The 19,489-nt window shown below is 47.7% G+C and carries 14 protein-coding genes; 2 read left to right on the top strand and 12 right to left on the bottom strand.

The window, feature by feature from the left end:
• Positions 1 to 268: 268 nt before the first annotated feature.
• The 6 genes from QHH26_01320 to QHH26_01345 form a co-directional block, all read right to left on the bottom strand.
• Entirely contained in the window at positions 269 to 1,723 is a 1,455-nt protein-coding gene (locus QHH26_01320) for a sulfatase (protein MDH7480599.1), read from the bottom strand.
• A gap of 55 nt (positions 1,724 to 1,778) precedes the next feature.
• Complete coding sequence (locus tag QHH26_01325) at positions 1,779 to 3,185, bottom strand: sulfatase (protein MDH7480600.1); 1,407 nt, start codon at positions 3,183 to 3,185, stop codon at positions 1,779 to 1,781.
• A gap of 87 nt (positions 3,186 to 3,272) precedes the next feature.
• A complete protein-coding gene (locus QHH26_01330; protein ID MDH7480601.1) occupies positions 3,273 to 4,364 on the bottom strand; it encodes a DUF2961 domain-containing protein in 1,092 nt (363 codons plus the stop codon).
• A gap of 75 nt (positions 4,365 to 4,439) precedes the next feature.
• On the bottom strand, positions 4,440 to 5,834 hold the full coding sequence (locus QHH26_01335; GenBank protein ID MDH7480602.1) for a sulfatase-like hydrolase/transferase: 1,395 nt from the start codon (positions 5,832 to 5,834) through the stop codon (positions 4,440 to 4,442).
• Positions 5,835 to 5,896: 62 nt separating this feature from the next.
• Positions 5,897 to 7,354, bottom strand: a complete 1,458-nt coding sequence (locus QHH26_01340) for a sulfatase-like hydrolase/transferase (protein MDH7480603.1) — start codon at positions 7,352 to 7,354, stop codon at positions 5,897 to 5,899.
• A gap of 24 nt (positions 7,355 to 7,378) precedes the next feature.
• Positions 7,379 to 8,887, bottom strand: a complete 1,509-nt coding sequence (locus QHH26_01345; protein ID MDH7480604.1) for an arylsulfatase — start codon at positions 8,885 to 8,887, stop codon at positions 7,379 to 7,381.
• Positions 8,888 to 9,150: 263 nt separating this feature from the next.
• Here QHH26_01345 and QHH26_01350 point away from each other — a divergent pair, with 263 nt between their 5' ends.
• Complete coding sequence (locus tag QHH26_01350) at positions 9,151 to 10,392, top strand: Gfo/Idh/MocA family oxidoreductase (protein ID MDH7480605.1); 1,242 nt, start codon at positions 9,151 to 9,153, stop codon at positions 10,390 to 10,392.
• 54 nt (positions 10,393 to 10,446) lie between these two features.
• Here the strand turns inward: QHH26_01350 and QHH26_01355 are convergent, their stop codons facing one another.
• Genes QHH26_01355 through QHH26_01380 form a run of 6 tightly spaced genes read right to left on the bottom strand, consistent with a single transcriptional unit; the run spans position 10,447 to position 17,754 of the window.
• Positions 10,447 to 11,724, bottom strand: a complete 1,278-nt coding sequence (locus tag QHH26_01355; protein MDH7480606.1) for a glycosyl hydrolase family 28-related protein — start codon at positions 11,722 to 11,724, stop codon at positions 10,447 to 10,449.
• Between the two features lie 11 nt (positions 11,725 to 11,735).
• Complete coding sequence (locus QHH26_01360; protein ID MDH7480607.1) at positions 11,736 to 12,752, bottom strand: Gfo/Idh/MocA family oxidoreductase; 1,017 nt, start codon at positions 12,750 to 12,752, stop codon at positions 11,736 to 11,738.
• Between the two features lie 6 nt (positions 12,753 to 12,758).
• Complete coding sequence (locus QHH26_01365; GenBank protein ID MDH7480608.1) at positions 12,759 to 13,574, bottom strand: SDR family oxidoreductase; 816 nt, start codon at positions 13,572 to 13,574, stop codon at positions 12,759 to 12,761.
• A gap of 35 nt (positions 13,575 to 13,609) precedes the next feature.
• Positions 13,610 to 14,899 (bottom strand): exo-alpha-sialidase, encoded by a 1,290-nt coding sequence (locus QHH26_01370; GenBank protein MDH7480609.1) that lies wholly within the window; start codon positions 14,897 to 14,899, stop codon positions 13,610 to 13,612.
• Positions 14,900 to 14,911: 12 nt separating this feature from the next.
• The gene (locus QHH26_01375; protein MDH7480610.1) at positions 14,912 to 16,414 is read right to left on the bottom strand and encodes a sulfatase-like hydrolase/transferase; all 1,503 of its coding nucleotides are present in this window, start codon (positions 16,412 to 16,414) and stop codon (positions 14,912 to 14,914) included.
• Between the two features lie 8 nt (positions 16,415 to 16,422).
• Positions 16,423 to 17,754, bottom strand: a complete 1,332-nt coding sequence (locus tag QHH26_01380) for a sialidase family protein (GenBank protein MDH7480611.1) — start codon at positions 17,752 to 17,754, stop codon at positions 16,423 to 16,425.
• Positions 17,755 to 17,901: 147 nt separating this feature from the next.
• Between QHH26_01380 and QHH26_01385 the strand changes: the two genes are divergently transcribed.
• Positions 17,902 to 19,407, top strand: a complete 1,506-nt coding sequence (locus QHH26_01385) for a sulfatase-like hydrolase/transferase (GenBank protein MDH7480612.1) — start codon at positions 17,902 to 17,904, stop codon at positions 19,405 to 19,407.
• The last annotated feature ends 82 nt before the right edge of the window (positions 19,408 to 19,489 follow it).

Genomic DNA, 19,489 nt, shown 5'->3' on the forward strand with positions numbered 1-19,489 from the left:
TCCCTCGGTCTAAAACTTTTGTACCGCGGGACAACATTGTTGCACAACCGTGCAACATTTTTGTTCCGCCTTCCAACGGCCTCGTTAAGGCTTTCTTGCTTGTTGATGGAATCAAGAAACTCAATCGTATATTTTCTACCATGGTTGTTGGCAGAGCGAATTGGCTAGGCAGTGCCTCGGCTTCTGAAGTATATGCTTGCAAAGCAGTTGGCAAGCTCGCTTTTTGCGCTCGTTAACTGCTGTTATATGTTCGCCGATTGTCTTAAGGCTATTGGCTTCCATACTGCTTTTCTAGCTTTTCCGCGTGCATTTCCCTCCCGGTCTCGCGAAGTCTTCGACAGTAGTTTGAAAGCTCTCCTCTCGTGTGGAACGGTCCGCCTTCTTTCATAACAGTCCAAAGAGGGTCTACGGGATGAGTTGCCGAGGTCATCATTTCCGCATGCCATTCGTCTAAGATTTTTTGTGCCTCGTTTACGATTTCGGGGCGCCTATCTGCCAAGTTGTGCAGTTCGTGCGGGTCGTTTTCAACGTTAAACAACATTCTTGGCGGAAAGTTCTTCATTCCGTCGTGATATGTGCGAATCATTAGCCATGGGCCGAACCTTACTGCGCGCTGGCAGCTCCAGGCGCATTGGCTTAACACGAGGTATGGACGGCCTGCGGGCGCTCCGGTTTTGAGGGTGGACGCATAGCTTTGGCCATCCCAGATGGGTGGTGGGTCCTCGGAAAGTATTTCCATCATTGTGGACGGCAAGTCTAGGTTGTAGTGAAGTTCGCGATCGACAACTCCTTCTTTCATGCCAGGCCACTTGATAATCATCGGGATTCTGCACGTTGTTAAATCAGCGGTTTGATGATCGCCATAGACGTTCAACTCTCCTAGACTTTCTCCGTGGTCGGAGCTAACGATTACTATTGTTTCGTCAAGCACTCCCAAGTGTGATAGACAGTCGAGGATTTGGCCTATATGGTCGTCCATATATTTTATGCCGACGTCGTAGCCATCTATCCAGCGCTTCCAATCGGAAAGGGAGCGTATGGAAGTTGGCACACGCGGGAATGGGTAGTCTCGCGGCTCGTCGAAGTGAATTGGCTCGCAGGCGCTGTGGGGTCCATAGCTTGCGCGGTGTGTTTGTATAATCTCCTCGGTCATCCACGAGGGTGGCGATTCGTTTTCAAAAGGGTTGCCGTAGTTCAGTGGGGTTCTGTACGGCGTGTGTGGGTCCCAGAAATTGATTTGGAGGAACCAGTTGTCTTTTGTTCCGTTCCTCTTAATCCAATCCAATGCGAACGGCGTTATTTCATCGGCTCTCTCCAAGCCTGATTTGCCTGTGTTAATCATTTCACAAAAGCCTGTATAAAACCACCAAGCTGAGTGGCGTTCGGCAAAGGGGCTGATTGAGATTGTTCGGAAGCCCGCTTTTCTTAGCATGCTCATCCAAGCCGTTGCGGAGGCGGCGCTTTTGAAGCGGCGCTCTGCTCCTTCGATGTAAGGGTCGGCGGCTGTTCCTCCGTGGCCTACTACTCCGGTATGTATGCCGAATCTTCCCGTAAAAAGAGCCGACCTCGAAGGCAGGCACGGGGCATCGGAAGTGTAGTAGTTCTCGAATCGGATGCCCCTGGCGGCGATGCTGTCTATATTTGGCGATGTATTTCTGTGGTAGCCGTAGCATCCGAGATGATCTGGGCGTAAAGTATCTAGGTCAAAGTATACAATTCTCAATTTTACCTCCAAAGCCGATTGTATTTTTGCTTATTTAAAACGTTTTAGGTTGGTCTTATTCCCTGGCGACGAGGGAACTGCAGCCCGGCGCATCAGCGTGTTTAGCGCAAAGCTCCACGAGATAGTCGGGGAAGCCGCCGCGCGCATCGTTGACGCCAAGCTGGTAGAGTCGCTTTACTTCGCTGTGGTTAAGGTCAGCGACGTTGTTCTCAAGGTTTTGGTCGTTTTTCAAATCATAAAGGAATCCGCCAGTTCCATCTATCTTTATATTCAGCCACCACCTATCGTCAATGACAGTGATAGCAGTTCCCCAAGCGACGGTAACATGGCTGCGGGCGGGCTCTTGCTCGCCGAGAGCCGCCTTCCAGAAGGAGATGCCGTCGAATGCATCGGGCACCGGGACGCCGGCGGCTTCGAGGATGAACGCAGAAATGTCTGTATGATTCACGAGGACGTCGCTTCTCCTGCGTGCACCGACGCCGTCGGGGTGGCGAATAATGAGCGGGACATCGTAAACAGCCCTGTCGGAGGGGTAACCTCTTTTACCGATGTAGTTTTTGTCGCCGATGGAGTGTCCATGGTCGGCGGTTACGATGAGCAAAGTGTTGTCGAGCAGGCTGAGGGTGCGGAGAGTCTCATAAAGGTGGCCAAACCAGCGGTCGCACATGGTAACAAGGCCGCTGTAGTTTGCCTGAGTTCGGCGAAGAAGCTGGGGATTCATTTTATCGGTATCCGCATAGCCTGAAATTACCTGCTCTGGTCCATCAGACGGGTCGTACATCCTTCGGTAGTGTTCGGGCACGAACCAAGGCTCGTGGGGGTCGAAGCTTTCGACGGTTAGGAAGAACTTATCGGCGTCCCTATTTTGTTCAAGCCATCGAGCAGATTCAATCATGACGCGCGCATTGAAGTAATCTTCTTCCTTAACGCGGTCATGCATGTTCATGAGGCAGTATGTGATGAACTCAATTTTTCTTTCGTTTTGGAGTTCTTTGGGCAGCCAGTGGTCAATGTCTTCCTTTGATGGCTTGGGGCCGCTTCGGTATTTGTCTTGCTCTTGACCGCGCAGGAACAGCCATTGGTCGAAGCCGCGCCAGTAATTCTTGGAGGGCTTAAACATATGATAGACATCGGAGATGAGAGCCGTTCTGTAGCCATTCTCGCTTAAGATTTCGGCGAGTGTTGGTTGGTCTTCGGGTATCGGACCCCAGCCTGGCGCGCCAACGAAATCTCCCTTTAGGCGGAAATCACCGTTGTGGAATGGGTAGACACGCTGGCCCGTGTAGAGTGCACGACGGGTAGGCAGGGTGGGGAGCGATTCGGGGAATGCACGGTCCATTATGAGGGATTCCTCTGCGAGTTTGTTGAGGTGTGGAGTTTGGACCTCCCCCCAGAAAGGCTTGCCGTAACAGCCTACACAATCTTTCCTTAGCGAGTCAAAAACGACGAGAACGATATTCATACGAATCTCCTTTGCTCTGTTGTTGGCGGAGAAGTCATGAAAAGCCTAGTACTTTTGGAATTTCTCCGCCTGCTTTCTTCGGAGTTTCTACGGATTTGGCAGCCGCAATTCCACAGGCAGCATTGGCGCAAAGTCCTTATGTGGTTCGGTTTGGTACCAATATGCAACCGAACTGTAGTCGTCACTTCGGTCGTTAGCATGCCCATGTTCGATGGAGACCCGAATATTTTTTGTGAACGTAATGGGGTCGAGGATGTGGTAGCGGTAGACGCACACTTTGCCCCACTCATTCCAACCTTGGTCAAGCTCAGCCCAAGCTTGGCCATTGTAGAGGTGAGCGTTGTTCTGCATACCCCAGGCGTGAGCGAGGTAGTCTTCGCTTCCCGTGCCGTGCATATCAGGAGGCCAAAGGCGCTCACCGTCTCTGTCAATAAAGATCATGTCGTCGCCTTCGCCCCACCATCCCTTGGCTTGGTGGTCAATTGAGAAGTTTACGCCGACATAGTGTCCCCTTCCTTCAGCTTCGAGGATGAGATAGTTTCCTTCGTCGGTTAGGTTTTTCCCTTCGGGACCAGCTTGGCGCCTTTTCCATGCCTCGGAGAACCACCAGCTTCCGTCCCCAGTCCAACCGTCGCAAGGATTCTCTCTTCGCCATTTGGCGTGGAAGTAGAGGACGTCGTCGCCGAGAGCGCGGTGCTTCTGATAGTCAATATAGAAGTAGAAGGCATGAACTGGTTCCTGCTGTTCGTTTACGATTTCGATGCGTGCGTTTTTATTGAAAGGCATTTGGAACCAACAATTCATAGCAACGCCGCCGCCTAGTTTGCCGCGCTCATAATTGCTTGTGTTGAACGGGGCGCACTGGTAGGAGTAGGCGCGAGCATGGCCAAGCCCGAAGAAGTCGCCGACCGGCGAGTCTACCGATGGATTGGTTTCTTCATCCCAATACATTCGGAGGAGGAGTTTGCGGAGGTAGAGCGGGTCAGGCGAGGAGATAGTGAACCAAATGTGGCTGATGACGCCGGGACCTTTGATGTCGGCGAGTGTTTTTGTTTCGCCAGGTTGTATAACCCAGAAGTCTGCGTTGCCACCGCTTGTATCATAACTGCTGATTCTTGCAGGAAGGAAATCCTTCGCAAGAGTAAGCGAGGCGAGCGCGTTGCAGGGAATTATACTCATGAATCGTCCTCCATTCATTAATTTTTCAATTGCCTAAAGGGAAAAGCTATCTTTATTTTAATTTTACTGCAACTTTTAGCCGTTTACCTCCCTATATTGGCGGTCGTTTGTGCTAAGGAGAAATTGCAGGAGTTCATGGCGAAGATGATTTATTATGTCAGCGCTTTTCTCATGGCACGCGAGATTGAGAGATTCAGTAGGATCTTGTAGGGTGTCAAATAGTTGAACTACCTCGTTTTGACTATTTAATACAAGCTTCCATCTGCCGTCGTAAACCATAGTTAGGTCAAAAAGTTCGCTGATAACGAGGTTGCGACCCACTTGGTTGGAATCGTCGAACACAGGGATTAGCGACATTCCGAAAACATTTCGACCGGGTTCACACCCTGCTACATCAAGGATAGTAGCTGTTAAATCAGGAAGCGAAACTAATTTGCTGCATTGGACGGGACCAGCAGTCCCGTTGGGTGGTCGAATTATCGCCGGAACTCGCACGACAGGGCCGAAAAATACGCATTTGCCTGTTCTGCCTTTATCGCCCAACATCTCGCCGTGGTCGCTCCAAAAGATTATCCAAGAGTTTTTGCCTCTGACTTTGTGCCAAGTATCAATGATTTTCCCAATTAAATAGTCCAAATGTGAGACACGCGCTGAATATAGGGTTCGCATCCTTGCCCAATGCTCATGGTTTAGGTCTTTATTCCTGCTGAAGAGTTTTTCTTGGTATTCAAGAGCTTTGCCGGTGAGCCAATTGGGTGTTGGATCGCGTTCGAGAGGCATTGGCATATCTTCTAAGCGATAGGTATCCCAGCTTTGCGGAGGGTCCCAAGGGTCGTGGGGTCCTCCTAAGCCAACAAAAAGGTAAAGGGGCTTGCTTGTATCTGACTGCTGGATATACTCCAAAGCCGTTTGGGCGATGAAATCGTCCATAAGCATCCCATCGGGCAGCGGCGAGGGCCAAAGTGCGCGGCTGTTGCCAACCTCACGGCGCTTTCGATAGTCATCGAGAAAAGTCTGGTATATACCGTTTTTCTCCATCCAGTCTGTCAAAATAGACTTTGTTGTAACAGTTGAAAGAGGCCCTGTGGTCTCAAGGACGTCATCCCATCCAAGTGCGTGCATGTAGGGTTCTTCATCGCGGAGGTCCTTGCCGCCATGGGGATACAAATGACTCTTTCCGACGTGGCATGTTCGATAGCCGGCGTTCTTTAGAGAATGGAGGCAGCTCTCAGATGTATCTTGAAGCCTTCCTATATTGTCCCACATGCCGAAATTATGAGGGTATTGGCCGGTAAGAAAGGAGGTCCGCGCAGGCATACAGATTGGCGAAGTTGTTAGACACCGTGTGAGTATTGCTCCTTCAGATGCAAGGCTATCTAGATTTGGTGTGCGGACGTGTTTACCGCCGAATGCACCAATCCAATCCGCTCGGTGTTGGTCTGTCATTAGTACGAGAATATCATTTGGCATAAGTTCTTCTCCAGCTCAACTTATTTAGCGTCTTATTGAAGCACATTCAATTAAGCTACTGTTTATTTTGAAGGATTTTTCCTTTTCGAAGCAATTTCTAGCGGTGAATCCCGCGGGTCGTCATATTCTTCGGGCCAGCGGATATCGCCAATATCTCTTACACCAGCTCCCAATATTCGCCGACATAGGTTGAGCGTTAGACGTTCGCGAACTTCCTTTAGTTTTGGGTTTTCAAATTGGTTTTCCAATTCTTCGGGGTCATTCTCAAGGTTGTAAAGTTCAGGCGTATCATCGTAATATATGGAGAGCTTGAATCGTCCATCGGTAATCATGGCGCCGGGCCCAAATTGGTTTGGAGAAAATGGCGCTTTTTGCGGTTTGCCAAACGGTCCGGGCCATGTAGGAGCGAGCATTCCTGTTTCAACTAGGGCATCAGGCCTTCCATATTCAAATCCAAGCTTTCCCTCAATGAGTCGATCATGGATGCTATCTCCAACGAAACTGAGGGGTTTGGGGATTCCGCAGGCATCTAGAATTGTGGGAGCGAGGTCAACTTCTTCAACTAAGCCCTCATATACCCCATGATATAAACCTTCCGGGTGACGAATAATTACTGGAATGCGGACCAAGCATTCATAGAAGACGCCAATCTTATGCCATGCGCCTTGATTGCCGAGAAGCTCTCCATGGTCTGAAAAGAAAATGACGAGAGTATTGTTCGCCTGACCTGTTTCGTCAAGGGTGTCGAGTATATTGCCGACCCAATCATCTACGTATCTTATCTGGCCCATATAGGCGGCGCGTGCATTGCGTATTTCGTCATCTTTTGCTTCGGCGGCTTGGCAGTTGATTTGCCAATTTTTGAGCCGCTTTGGCTTCCCTGAGCCACCTCCTTCGCGGTACTTCGGCGGCAGTGGAATGGAATTTCGGTCGAACATGGAAAAGTAGGGTTCTGGGCAGGTGTACGCCGGGTGTGGGTCCTGCCAGTTGACCCATAATAAATAAGGCTCACCGCTGTTCCTTTGTTGCTTGATAAAGTTGACAGCTTCGTTTCCAAGTCGGGCGGTTAGGTTGAAATGGTAATTATTTTCCATTGGGAACGCATCGAAGGAACGCTTGTATTTGGGATGGTCGTCATAGTTGCCTGCGCACACATGGTCTAGCTCATCCCAAATCTCGGAGAGCTGTTCAACATTGAAGCAGTGGTTTTTGCCAAACATTGCTGTCTTGTAACCCGCGGCTTTAAGTGAGCGAACAAGGTTTGGGACAGCATAATCAATAGTTGAACCGTAGTTACGATGGTTGTGTTCGGACATGCGGGTTGATGTTACGAAGCTTATTCGACTTGGCCCGCATAGAGGAGCGGCACAGTAAGCGCGATTTAGCCTGACGCCTTCCATAGCTAGGCGGTCAATGTTCGCCGTGCCAATCGTTGGATGTCCGTAGCATGACAGGTAGTCCGCACGGAGTTGGTCTGGACAAAGGATAAGGATATTAAGCTTTCTAGATTGTTTTGCCATTTTTTAAAGGTCCAGCTTCAAAGATTATTCATTTTGCGGTTTGGTTGGATAATTTGGACCATACAAGATTTTCTCTTTTCGTAAAACTAGGTCCCCATTTGCCACGAAGCGCTCATCTCTTTCTGAAAGGTGCTTTATAAGCCGATGCCGCCAGAATTTGAGCGTTCTTGAGTATGCAGGGTCATTAGCGAGATTGTGTTCCTCGCCGGGGTCCTCTTTAAGATCAAAGAGTTCTTGGCTGCCGTCGAAGCCATTAAATATGTACTTCCAACGCCCATCTGTAAGCGCATACCAATTATTCGTTGGGCTGTAGCAGACGTCATGTTCTAGGTCGAGATATTCGCGCCAGCTGTTCGCGTTGCCTCGTATGAGCTCAAGCAGACTGTGGCCATCAAGATTATTTGGAATAGTTGCACCTGCCGCATCGAGGAATGTTGGCAGTACGTCTCTAAGTTCTACGACTTGGGTCAACCTAATGCCTCGCTTTGTTGCAATGCCCAAGCTTTCTGGCCATCGGATAAGCATTGGCACGGCTGCAGAGCCTTCGTATGGATATGACTTTCGCCAATGGTAGTGGTCGCCTTGCATATCGCCGTGGTCAGAGGTAAACAATATCAGAGTATTTTCCATCATGCCCCTTTTCTCAAGCGCTTTCAGGATGCGGCCAACCTGTTCATCAATAAAGGAAATTGAGCCATAATAGCCTCTCCGTGAGCGTCTAACTTGCTCGATGCCCAGGTCGCCATACCATAAAGTGTAATTTTTAGGGTTGGCTTTCTCGCCAAACTTTGCTGCCCAGTCGCCGATATATGGCGCTGGCATATCGTCTTCATTATACGATTCCCAAAAGCGCTTTGGTGGGTCATAGGGGCTATGGGGACGTGCGAATGAAACCTTCAGCATGAAAGGTTCGTCGCGTCGGTAGTTTTCAATGAAATTAACAGCTTGGTCACCAGTCCATCGGGTTGGATGCAATTCTTCAGGCAAGGCATAAATTCCTGAACGGTAGTCATTCCAGCCAATGCCGGTTGCGTCTGGGTTTAGGTCTGGAGCTTTTTCCTTGAACCATTTTCGGTAGTCGCTAATGAAATCCGGGCTAAATACGCGGCCTGATTCGTCAAGTAGTGCTCCTTGGAAGCCATGGTAATTGCGTTGAGGATGGTAGTGGAGCTTTCCAATTGCGAACGTATAGTAGCCTGCATCATTAAGTGCACGCGGCATCTCGAAGGCATACCGTTCGGCAACTTGGCCGAATCCTATCATCCCGTGGTGCCAAGGGGATAGGCCGGTCAAGAGCGCTGCTCGTGCAGGGGTGCAGGTTGGTGTCGAACTATATGCATTTAAGAAAAGCGCTCCTTCGCGCGCTATGCGATCCAGGTTCGGAGTTTTGATTGCCTTGTTGCCCATGCATCCTAAGCAGTCCCATCGGTGTTGGTCGGTCATTAGAAACAGAATGTTGGGCCTGCTCTTATTTTCGCTTGCAAAAACATTGCTACTCGAAATGGCGGCGAGTCCAGCGCCAACAAGTTTCATAAACTCTCTCCGCGTTGATTTCATGCTTTTGATTCCCCTTCACATAATTTGCGGTGGCATTATTGTTTAGTTGAACCTTTGGGAATCACGTTCTCTATTGAAAAATTCTCCAAAATCTTTCGAATAACCTCCATGTTGGTTTTTAGTTTAAAGAGGCAGAGAATTGTGATTGGGATAGCACTTCTTGACATTTTATCCTTGGTGGTGGCAATATTCTGACAGTTAGCAGGTTTTGTAAGTTAGCAAAAGAAGGGGGATGGCTAATGGATTACTCGAGAAGGAGTTTTTTACGTTGGAGTGGTGTGGCTTTGGCAGGGGCCGCGTTAACACCAAGCATGGTATTGGCAGATTCGGAAGAGGCTGGAGGGAAAAGAATGGAAAAGTCGTCAAAGAAAATCAGGATTGGGGTTGTTGGCGGTGGATTCGGTGCTGCATTTCATTGGCATTTGCATCCAAACTGCATTGTCGAAGCAGTAAGTGATTTGAGGGAAGATAGACGGAAGCACCTCCAAAACGTTTATAAGTGCGATAAGGCTTACAATTCATTAGAGGAGCTTGTTAAGGATAGGAATGTCGATGCTGTGGCCGTGTTTACAGGTGCGCCAGACCATGTGAAACACTGTGTAACTTGTATGAAAGCTGGTAAGCATGTTATCTCGGCAGTTCCTGCGTGTATGTCCCTGGAGGAGGCTGAGGAATTGTTGGAAACTCAGCAGAAGACTGGTCTTACTTATATGATGGCTGAGACTAGTTATTACCACCCTGTGGCAATATCGGCTCGAAAGTTTTATATGGAAGGTAAGTTCGGAGACATTTATTACACCGAGGCCGAATATCATCATGCTGGGATGGAATATACGCTATGGAAAGACGCGGAGGGAAAACCTACATGGCGGTGGGGTTTTCCTCCAATGCTCTATCCTACCCACTGTACGTCTTTTCTTGTGGGTACCACTGGCGAACGGTTGGTCGAAGTGACTTGTATTGGATGGGGCGACGGCGATCCAATTATGGATGGTAATCCCTATAACAATAAGTTTTGGAATGAAACTGCGCTATTTAAAACTGACAAAGGGCATGCTTTCAGAGTCTCAATCAACTGGCGGGGTGCGTTTGGTGGATGCGAACGTGCGCAGTGGTATGGAAGCAAAATGAGTTTATTTGAGCCGCATCCAAATGGAGTGGGGGCGGTAATACGGAGAGCAACGAATAAGTATGTAAAGGACAGCGCGGGATACGATGTTGGGCTAGCGGAATTCGAAAGATATGAGCCGCCTAATTGGGCCGAATTGCTTCTCCCGGAACCTTTGCGTGTTGGCGGCGGGCATGAGGGCGCCGAACCTTTTTTGACGCATGAGTTTGTGGATGCTCTTCTTAATGAGCGCACACCAGCCATTGATATATACGAAGCACTTGCATACACAGTACCGGGGATAATTGCGCATAAATCTGCCCTAGAAGGTGGGAAGCATATGAAAGTGCCCGTATACAAGCGCAAAGCCTAGTTTGTTGTAGTTGATTTACACAAATTATTGCTCCGAATAGTTTATACTGCTTTATTATGGCTGTTCGGGCGGTTCGTTATTGGCAATAATTGCTTTGTCTCCAATTTCGTTGATTATGACTACCCCGTGTTCTCCATTGTTTTCTGTAACGATGGCATTCTTTAAACCTTTTCGGAGGGCAATGCTTGGCTTGTTTCCTGCTTGGAAACTGCATCCTCGTATTTGCAGGCGTCCATTATCTGCCTCCACGACCGGATTTGGTGAACTATGGGGAGTGCTGAAGTAGCAGTCGGAGAGGGATGTAAAGCCTTGATTATGAGAGACGACATTCTGGATTGAAGGCCCCCAGAATGCACAGTTTACTAGGCGAACAGAGCCGTTACATGTGGGTGCAATTTCCACTTCGATTGGGTTGTCACCGGCAAAAGCAACAAATTGACCATTAGTGATTAGAAGGCCCATGAATTGGATTTCTTCTACAACAATGCATCTTTGTGCCCAGTCTGCGCCAATTCCACAAAATTGGCCATTGCACATGCCGCTTGGCGTTTTTATGAAGTGGTAGCCAATCTTTACAGGGAAGACAAAGGTGTTAGTAACGTATTCCCAATCGGTTCGGCCAAATATGAATGCTTCACAGTTGTTTATCATATACTTGTTTACTATCTCAATGTCGCCGCCTACCTCTTTTGACCACCACCAATGTCCGTGAAACTGGACGTTTTCTATGCGGCCAATGTCTGTGCAGGCATCAACAAATATCCCTCGACGAAGGACGCACCCATAGACACTTCGGATGCGATGGCGAACATTTGGCTCTGGACCAACACGAATGCCATTATAGCTATTTATGAGAGTAACATTTTCAACGGTGTTGTCTTCGCCTTGAAGATGAAAAGTCCATGCGTATGGATGTATGTCAGTTACTTTCTGTTCGGGGTAATAAACGGTAAGGCCACTTACGGAAGTTGAGGCGTGGAGTTCGAAAAGAGCAGGACCATTTTCGTCATCTCGGCCCCCGGTTGCTAGGATTACAGTTCCTGTAAGGGGATTATTGTATCTGGGCGCTTTGTTGCAGCCTTTAAGCGAGACTCCTGGTGGAATGTTCAGGCTTCCCTTGATGAGATATTTCCCTGGTGGAAGATAAACAACCCCTCCGAATTTTGCGGCTTCATCAAGGGCCTTTTGGACGGCAGCTGTATCATCGGTAACACCGTCAGCCTTTGCACCGTACTGTTTTGCATTTAAAATTCCTTCCATGTTCCCATTCTCCTGGGCGAGAAGCTGCACTGCCATTAATATGAGCGTAGAAACGATAAGCAACAAACGCATTTGTTTTCTCCCTAGGTAGATTTTAATAACACTGACGTCTTTGTTCTTGCAGATTCCTGGGCTGCAAGCATTACTTCAACTACTTTGCGGCCTTCTCTAATGTCAACGGGGACGGATGAGCGGTTTATCACGGTTTCCAAAAATGTTCTATCTTCCGCTCGAAACATATCATCCCTATCAGTTTCTAATTCTTCTATGTACCACTTTCTTGTCTTGGCTTCATAAAGTGAAAGAACGCATTTATCCCATCGTGCAAACTCTACAAATATTGTACCCTCGGTTCCTAACAATTCCATTTGGCGGTGGCGGGCTCTTTCAAAAAAATCTAGATGCACACTAGCAACACAGCGATCTTCAAATTCTATAAGCATTTCGACCATATCCGGTGAGTTCATCTCAACATCGCTAAAGTTGCCATCTATGCCAAAGACTCGAACAGGACGCTGGCTAGCATACCACAACGCAAGGTCAATGTCGTGCATAAGTTCATAGACGCCACTGTATTTTGAAATATACATGTTCTTGTAATTAGGCATTACTTCGGGGATGTATTCTCCGACGAGTGCTCTAATGGAAATCAAACGTCCAATACGTCCTTCTTCTACCCACTGCTTTGCGCGAAGCAGTCCTTCGTGGAAACGGAAGCAGTGTGCAACCATGACGACGTGTTGTTTTTCTTTCGCTAGCTTTTCAAGTTCATCTATACCTTCCAAAGTAACTGAAAGGGGTTTCTCCGTAAGTACATCAGCATTAGCTTCTATGGCTTCGATTGCTTGCGGGATGTGAAGTGCAGTAGGCGTGCAAATAACCACAGCATCAGGTTTGTCCGCTAGGCTTTTTTCATAGTCGGAGTATACTTTTTTAATGCCAAATTCATCTCTTGCCTTTGCGAGCATCTCAGGCAATGGATCGCAGACCCTAAGGTCTTCAATGCCTAGTTCGCTCAGTATTCTCGTGTGTCGCCGTCCGATTGAGCCAAAGCCCACAACTAAAACTTTTAGGTTTCTAATTTCGTTCATCTTTTTCATGGGGAACTACCAAGCCGTCAAGCCGCCATCAATTGCCAAGTTTTGGCCTGTGCAGTAGCTTGAAGCTTCGGATGCGAAGAAGACAACAGCGCCCTTTAGCTCTTTTCCATCCTGTCCCATTCTGCCCATTGGAATACTTTCGCTGAATGCTTTGACGAAAGATTCGGGTTGATTTCGCCAAAAACCACCTGGGCTGATACAGTTGACTCTAATATTGTAAGGTGCTAGGTAGCAAGCTAGGTCGCGAGTCATATTTATGACACCACCTTTGGCAGCGCAATAATCTGCCGTCCAGCCACCCATATTAGTCCCTTGGTATTGTCGTCGGTCTTTGCCAATCATTCCAGCTATTGAGCCAATATTGATGATTACACCTGTTTTCCGAGGCATCATGGTTTTTCGGACAACATGCTTGCAACAAAGGAAGGTGCCAGTTAGGTTGACATCCAAGGTGTAGTACCAATCTTCAAGTGTTCGGTTTTCAAGTTTAGCACTTTCAGGCGTGGCGACGACATTTCCAGCGTTGTTGACTAAAATGTCTATTTTCCCAAACTCTGCTAGGGCTTCATCAACAGCACGTACTACCTGGTCTTCAAATCTAACATCCAGTTGAATTGGAAGCACGCGCCTCCCCGTTGCTTCGTGAATCTTGATTGCCGAGGCTTTTGCATCTTCAAGATTCCGCGATGTAATGCAAACATCCGCACCGGCTTCTGCAAGAGCTAGAGCCATGTCGAATCCTAAATTGCGTGCCCCGCCGGTTACGAAAGCAACTTTGCCTGATAGGTCGAATAATTCCTGAACGGTAGGGAATTTTTCCATTGCTTGGAACCTCCATTTATTTTATCTGAGATAAACTATGGCCCGACGCCGACAACGTCTGGGTCGCAATCTGCAAGCCATTCGTCGGTTAAATATTTTGCGAGCAAGAAATGCTTCCTGTCTGGGTAAAAAAGAATGCGTTCACCTTTGTCTTCTACTAAGCTAGTATATGTCGCAACTTGTGTTCCCGTATCTGTACCTGAGATAGGCGTCCAATCTGTAGATGCAAATACCTTGGGTTTGCCGAATCTAATTGGTTGTTTCTTTTCGCCAGGTATTTCTCTTCCAATCGTAATCCAAGCCGGGTTTCTGACGTTCCTGCTGTCTGTTGGCCCACTGCCTCCGTGTCCACTGCCATCGTTGTTGAAGTAAACGAGTAGAAATCGTCCGTCCTTGAGCTTGTATAGTGGACAAGGAGCCATTGGATTTAATAGCGGTTGTCCACCAGGTTCGTAAAGAAGTGGGCGCGGTTCATCCCATGTGCGGCCATCATCTTCAGACAGCGCAAAGTAAATCCTTCCAAGTAACGTTCGCATAACGCAGATTATCCTGCCATCTGAGAGAGATGGGTTTGTGGGCTCCTGAGCGGTATTGATGCCGGGTCGAAAAGGATTTGGAGCTGAGAGCCCATGGGGTGTTTTGGGCCATGTTGTAACCACGAGTCTGTCAGGATCGGCTTCGGTCAAAATATTCTCAAAGCGCAGAAAACATACTTCTGATGCTCGTTCAAACATGCCGACGTTTGGGTCAACCGCGTTGCTTGCCCACCGAGTAAAACCTGCTAAAACTACGCCCTCAGGTGTTACGGTTGGCGTTTGATAAACAATCCATGTTGGTGGAACCTTTGGGTCAGGATGGCTGATAGCATTCGGCTCAATTGGTATGTCATACGTCTTCTCACTCCAAGTTATTCCGTCGTCATCAGAATATCTGCCCCTACACACACCTGTGTCAGCCGCACGTGCATCATCGATACCTATGTTTTTGTTGTAAAAACACCAAATTCGCGTGCCGCCTCCAGGCAGAATGCCAGGGCAGATTATTGGAAATTGCCAGCTTGCCATTCCTGTGCCGGGCGGGTCATCGGGTTTTGCACCGTCTAGGACTTCAGGTTCCGACCATGTTTTGCCTCTGTCTGTCGAACGGCTAAAAACCACACGTTGGTCAGGAGCGGCTTCTCGTGTTCCACTTGTCCAGGTGGCGAGAAATGCACCGCTGGGCGTTGCAACGACATTGAAATGCTGATTCGTGTGGTCTGGCCCATCTATTCCTTTAGGAAGATATACCACTAAGTCAGGATTGGTGCGCTTCCATTCTTCTTTCATATCTAGCCCTTTCTATAAGAATTGTTTGTAGAGCATTTCTTCTGCCTGAACAATCTCACCGTTTGGAAGTGAGTACTGATTTGGGCAGCAATCGTTAACTGTGCAGCCTTCTCTTATGGCGCGCTCGCGGTCAGCTTGCTTTTTGGCATAAAGGCTTTCCCAAGATTGCTCGTCTTTCCATGACCAGGCGTGAAGTTCATTTACTATTGCCGAATATTTCGGCTCTAGTGCAAGATTGTGATTTTCCTCGGGGTCCTCAATCATATTAAATAAGACTGGTGGGAATTCAGGAAACTCCACGTACTTCCACTCCGGCGTTCGAATCATTCGGAAAGTGGTTTCTTTTCTTGCAATAAGCTCGCTCCTTGCGGTTGACTTTAATCTTTTTTGTTTATTGAACGATAAAAGGCTTTCCCCATCGAGATTTTCCGGCTTCGGAATGCTACATAGGTCGCAAAGGGTTGGGAAAAGGTCAAGCAATTCCACGATTTCCGTTATCTTTTGCGATTCCATTTTGCTAGGATCTTGTGTTTCTTTGAGAGTTGGTGGGATGCGGATTAGAAGCGGTACCGATGCCGATCCATCGTAGTAACTTCGCTTCCACCAAAGGCCATGTTCTGACATCAGGTCTCCATGGTCTGAAACATAGACAATGACGGTGTTTTCAAGCAGGTTTTTGCTTTCTAGACTGTTGAGCAATTCGCCTATGCAAGAATCAACAAACTCAACAGATGCATAATATGCGGAGAGCCCTTTTCGGCGTTCTTTTTCGGAAAACTTCGCGAGTTGGTAATCGTCTACAATAAACTTGTCATGTGGATGGATTTGCTCTGGAAAACCTTTTGGCAATGGGTGAAGCTCAGGTGCATCTGGCCAGTATTTTCTAAAAAAACGAGGAGGTGCTGTTAGAGGATGATGGGGACGCGAATAGGAAGCGCAAACAAACCATGGTTGATTGGGATTTTTTTGATTGTGGTCGAGAATGAAAGCCAAGGTTTCCCTTGTAACAATGTTTTCTTGGAGTAAACTTTCGGGAATTTCAGATTCCCCTGCAAAGGGAAAATGGCCAATACTGTGCTGAGTCCATTGCTGGTCCTTTGCAGTCCAAAGTGGGTCAGGTTGATGACAGCAAAACCGGTTGGGAATCAAATCGCCGTAAGGTCGGTATTGAAAACCGTTCATCGGCCGGATACCGCCAACGTGCATTTTCCCAACACCGCAAGTTATATAGCCATGTTTTGCAAAGTGCTCCGGCATTGTTAAGTATTCTTGGAATATCGGCGAGTAATTCGTCCAAGCACCACATTTGTGAGGTACTCGACCAGTCCACATGCTAATACGCGATGGTGTGCAAAGTGGCACCTGGCAGTATGTATTCGAAAAGTAAATTGACTCAGCGGCGAGGCGGTCGAGGTTTGGTGTGCAAGCTGTTTTATTTCCAGCGAACCCAGCAATACGCCGATTATGCTGATCAGTAATTAGAAAAAGTACATTTGGTTTTATTCTAGCGTTCATATGCGCTCCTAAGTTATCGGCAAACCATATCCTGCAAACATTTCTGTTGGAATTTCTTTCAAGCGTATGTCAATTTTGTGATTTGAATATACAACGAAGAAGCGGTCTGCGCATTGAAAGAAGTGTGGATATTGGGCATGACGTCTTGGGTAATTTTTTGCGATATTGGGATGTTCGCTAGGATTTGCTTCTACGCCAGAAAGAATAATTTTCGGCGCATCGAAGTAAATGCATGCGTTGTCTTCTTCGGAGCAAAATCGTTGGGCAAATTTAGGCATCTCGCGTCCAACAGAAACATGGAATGGGTCTCTATTTGTCCAATAGCACAGGCGATCTGTCCAGCCGAGGACCGGAGCGTTGTCATTTCGGTAGAAGAAAAGCACGCGTCCATCCCTTGTTGTTGTAATAGGGCAAGGTCCGCATGGGTGTTTGAGTTTTTCGCCTGCTGGGCGAATTCGAAAAGGCTCAGCTTTTCGCCAAGTAATTCCACAGTCTTCGCTTATTGAATAATAAGGATGGCCGGTTCGCGTGCGCATAGTGGCAATTATTCGTCCACTTGGTAATACAGCCATATAGGGCTCCTGGCAGAAGCGGCGTTCTGGCTCATCATTGTGTGGTGCCCAAAGCCCAGAATCACCTTCAGGAGTTACAATAAACTCAAGTTTGGAAGGGTCGTCCTCTGTTAAGATATTTGCACATCTAAGAAAGAAGACCTCGGTATGCCACAGATCGGGGTCTCCATAGTGGTGGCCAGGCTTTTCACAAACCATACTCGGCGGCGATATCTTTGTAAAACCGAGGAGCATTGCGCCATCTGGGGTAAGAATGGGGAAACCAGTGTTCCAACCGTGCTGTTCTTCGCCAGGAATGTCAAGGCCGTTTTTCTCATGGCGAGGTAATTGAATTCGGTATCGGTCGCTCCATGTTTTTCCTTCGTCTTCAGTGAACCTAAAGTATATTGTGCCCGCATCCCTAAGCCAACACGCATTCTCATTCCACCAGTAAAAGCAGTAAACACGTTGGGTATGGGGGACCGAAAAAAGCATACCCCATGAGGCTGTTCGTTCATCCTTTGCTTCTTCGATGTAAAACGGATTGCTCCATGTCTTGCCATAATCGTGGCTGACTGCGCCGACGACACTTTCATCCTTTGCGGCCTCGTAGGTCGCTTGTGTCCAGCAAACCATCCAAGTGCCGTTACTTAGGACCGTACAGCATGGCTGTTGGTTAGTCGTATCCCTGCCTTTTCCATGCTGATGTATCGTGATGAAATCCTCATCAATGCAAGTGCTGTATTTTTTGCCATGAAAGTTGTAAATTCTCGTAAAGTTTTCGCCCATTGCTAGCCTCAAGAATGCTGTCTAGCCTAATAAATCATAGAGCTATGTGCGGCAACTGTCAACGCCGGTTGTTTTTCTTAGAAGGAGCTTGCAAGTTTTGTGAGTAACTGTTTGTTAGGAATAGTTTCTCGAAGAGGAAGAGCCAAAATGAGCAAAAGACCGCCCAACATTCTCCTTATTACAAGCGATCAACAGCACTACGATACTCTTGGGGTAACGAATCCACGCATCAGAACACCAAATTTGAATAGGTTAGCATACGAAGGGACGAGATTTACAAGGGCTTACTGCCCAAACCCTGTGTGTACTCCTACACGGGCGAGCATCATCACCGGCGTATATCCTTCCCAGCATGGGGCATGGACAATCGGGGTCAAGCTGCCTGAAGATGTGCCGACAGTGGGTGATATTCTTCAAAAGAATGGGTACGCTACGGGGTTAATTGGCAAGGCGCATTTTCAGCCGCTAGCCTCAAAGCCGGGAAGTGAATCGTTAGAATGTCAACCTATTCTTCGTGATTTAGACTTTTGGAGGAAATTTCATGGGCCATGGTATGGCTTTCAACATGTAGAAGTAGCCAGAAATCATGCTGATGAATCGCATGTTGGCCAGCATTATGCTATCTGGATGGAGGAAAAGGGTCTGAAAAACTGGCAAGACTACTTCTGGAAGTGGCCGGAGAATGCGCCGAAACGAAAACACCATTGGGACCTACCAGAAAAATACCACTACAGCGTCTGGACTGCTGAGCGATCAATTGCATTCATGGAGAAATGTATAAAAGAAGACAAGCCGTTTTTCTTATGGAGTAGTTTCCAAGACCCTCACCCGCCATATCTCGTTCCAGAGCCATGGGCATCGATGTATGACCCTGAGGATATGGTGCCTGGCAAATTAACTCCTGGCGAGCATGATAGAAATCCTCCGCACTTTCGCAAAACTCAGGAACCTAAGCCGGACTTTTCAATGTATCGTGAAACGTTTGGCGCACATGGCTTTCATTCTCATCTTAAAGATGAGCAGGAACTAAAGAAAGACATCGCCATATACTATGGTATGATTAGCCTGATGGACCGCGAAATCGGCAAAATATTCGATTCGCTTGACCGGCTTGGAATTGCCGATAATACAATCATTGTGTTCACAACCGACCATGGCCATTTTCTGGGACAACATGGGCTTCGGGCAAAGGGCCCATTTCATTATGAAGATATGATTCGCGTCCCAATGATTGTTTGGTGGCCGCGTCATGTGCCACAAAATGCTGTCAATTCTTCACTCCAGAGCCTTGTTGATTTTGCGCCGACATTTCTTGCTATTGCAGGCATTGAAATACCCGGGTTTATGACGGGTGTGAATCAGCTGGAATGCTGGTTGGGCGGTAAACCAGCTAGGGAGCATGTTGTTGTGGAGAATCGCCACGAGCCAACGCTTGTTCATTTAAGAACCTACGTAGATGAAAGATACAAGATTACTGTATATCGGAATCACGATTATGGCGAGCTGTTCGATTTGCAGGAGGACCCAGGTGAAATTTACAACCGTTGGGATGACCCTGCCTATCTCAGCTTGAAGGCTGAACTTCTCAGGAAGTTTATGGATGCTACACTTAAGTGCGAGCCGACACGCATGCCTAGAATTGCTGGAGCATAAAGCAAATAATAGGTTCAAAGCTTTTTATAAAGTGAAAGGATGGTTGTATGGTTTTCAAAGATAGGCGCTTTCTTTTCTTTGA

Source organism: Armatimonadota bacterium, assembly GCA_029907255.1.
In the GTDB taxonomy this organism is placed as follows: domain Bacteria; phylum Armatimonadota; class UBA5829; order DTJY01; family DTJY01; genus JAIMAU01.

Bases quoted from the DNA above. Each gene is read 5' to 3' on its own strand.
- QHH26_01325 (MDH7480600.1), bottom strand. From the start codon at position 3,185: ATGAATATCGTTCTCGTCGTTTTTGACTCGCTAAGGAAAGATTGTGTA.
- QHH26_01330 (MDH7480601.1), bottom strand. From the start codon at position 4,364: ATGAGTATAATTCCCTGCAACGCGCTCGCCTCGCTTACTCTTGCGAAG.
- QHH26_01335 (MDH7480602.1), bottom strand. From the start codon at position 5,834: ATGCCAAATGATATTCTCGTACTAATGACAGACCAACACCGAGCGGAT.
- QHH26_01340 (MDH7480603.1), bottom strand. From the start codon at position 7,354: ATGGCAAAACAATCTAGAAAGCTTAATATCCTTATCCTTTGTCCAGAC.
- QHH26_01345 (MDH7480604.1), bottom strand. From the start codon at position 8,887: ATGAAACTTGTTGGCGCTGGACTCGCCGCCATTTCGAGTAGCAATGTT.
- QHH26_01350 (MDH7480605.1), top strand. From the start codon at position 9,151: ATGGATTACTCGAGAAGGAGTTTTTTACGTTGGAGTGGTGTGGCTTTG.
- QHH26_01355 (MDH7480606.1), bottom strand. From the start codon at position 11,724: ATGCGTTTGTTGCTTATCGTTTCTACGCTCATATTAATGGCAGTGCAG.
- QHH26_01360 (MDH7480607.1), bottom strand. From the start codon at position 12,752: ATGAAAAAGATGAACGAAATTAGAAACCTAAAAGTTTTAGTTGTGGGC.
- QHH26_01365 (MDH7480608.1), bottom strand. From the start codon at position 13,574: ATGGAAAAATTCCCTACCGTTCAGGAATTATTCGACCTATCAGGCAAA.
- QHH26_01370 (MDH7480609.1), bottom strand. From the start codon at position 14,899: ATGAAAGAAGAATGGAAGCGCACCAATCCTGACTTAGTGGTATATCTT.
- QHH26_01375 (MDH7480610.1), bottom strand. From the start codon at position 16,414: ATGAACGCTAGAATAAAACCAAATGTACTTTTTCTAATTACTGATCAG.
- QHH26_01380 (MDH7480611.1), bottom strand. From the start codon at position 17,754: ATGGGCGAAAACTTTACGAGAATTTACAACTTTCATGGCAAAAAATAC.
- QHH26_01385 (MDH7480612.1), top strand. From the start codon at position 17,902: ATGAGCAAAAGACCGCCCAACATTCTCCTTATTACAAGCGATCAACAG.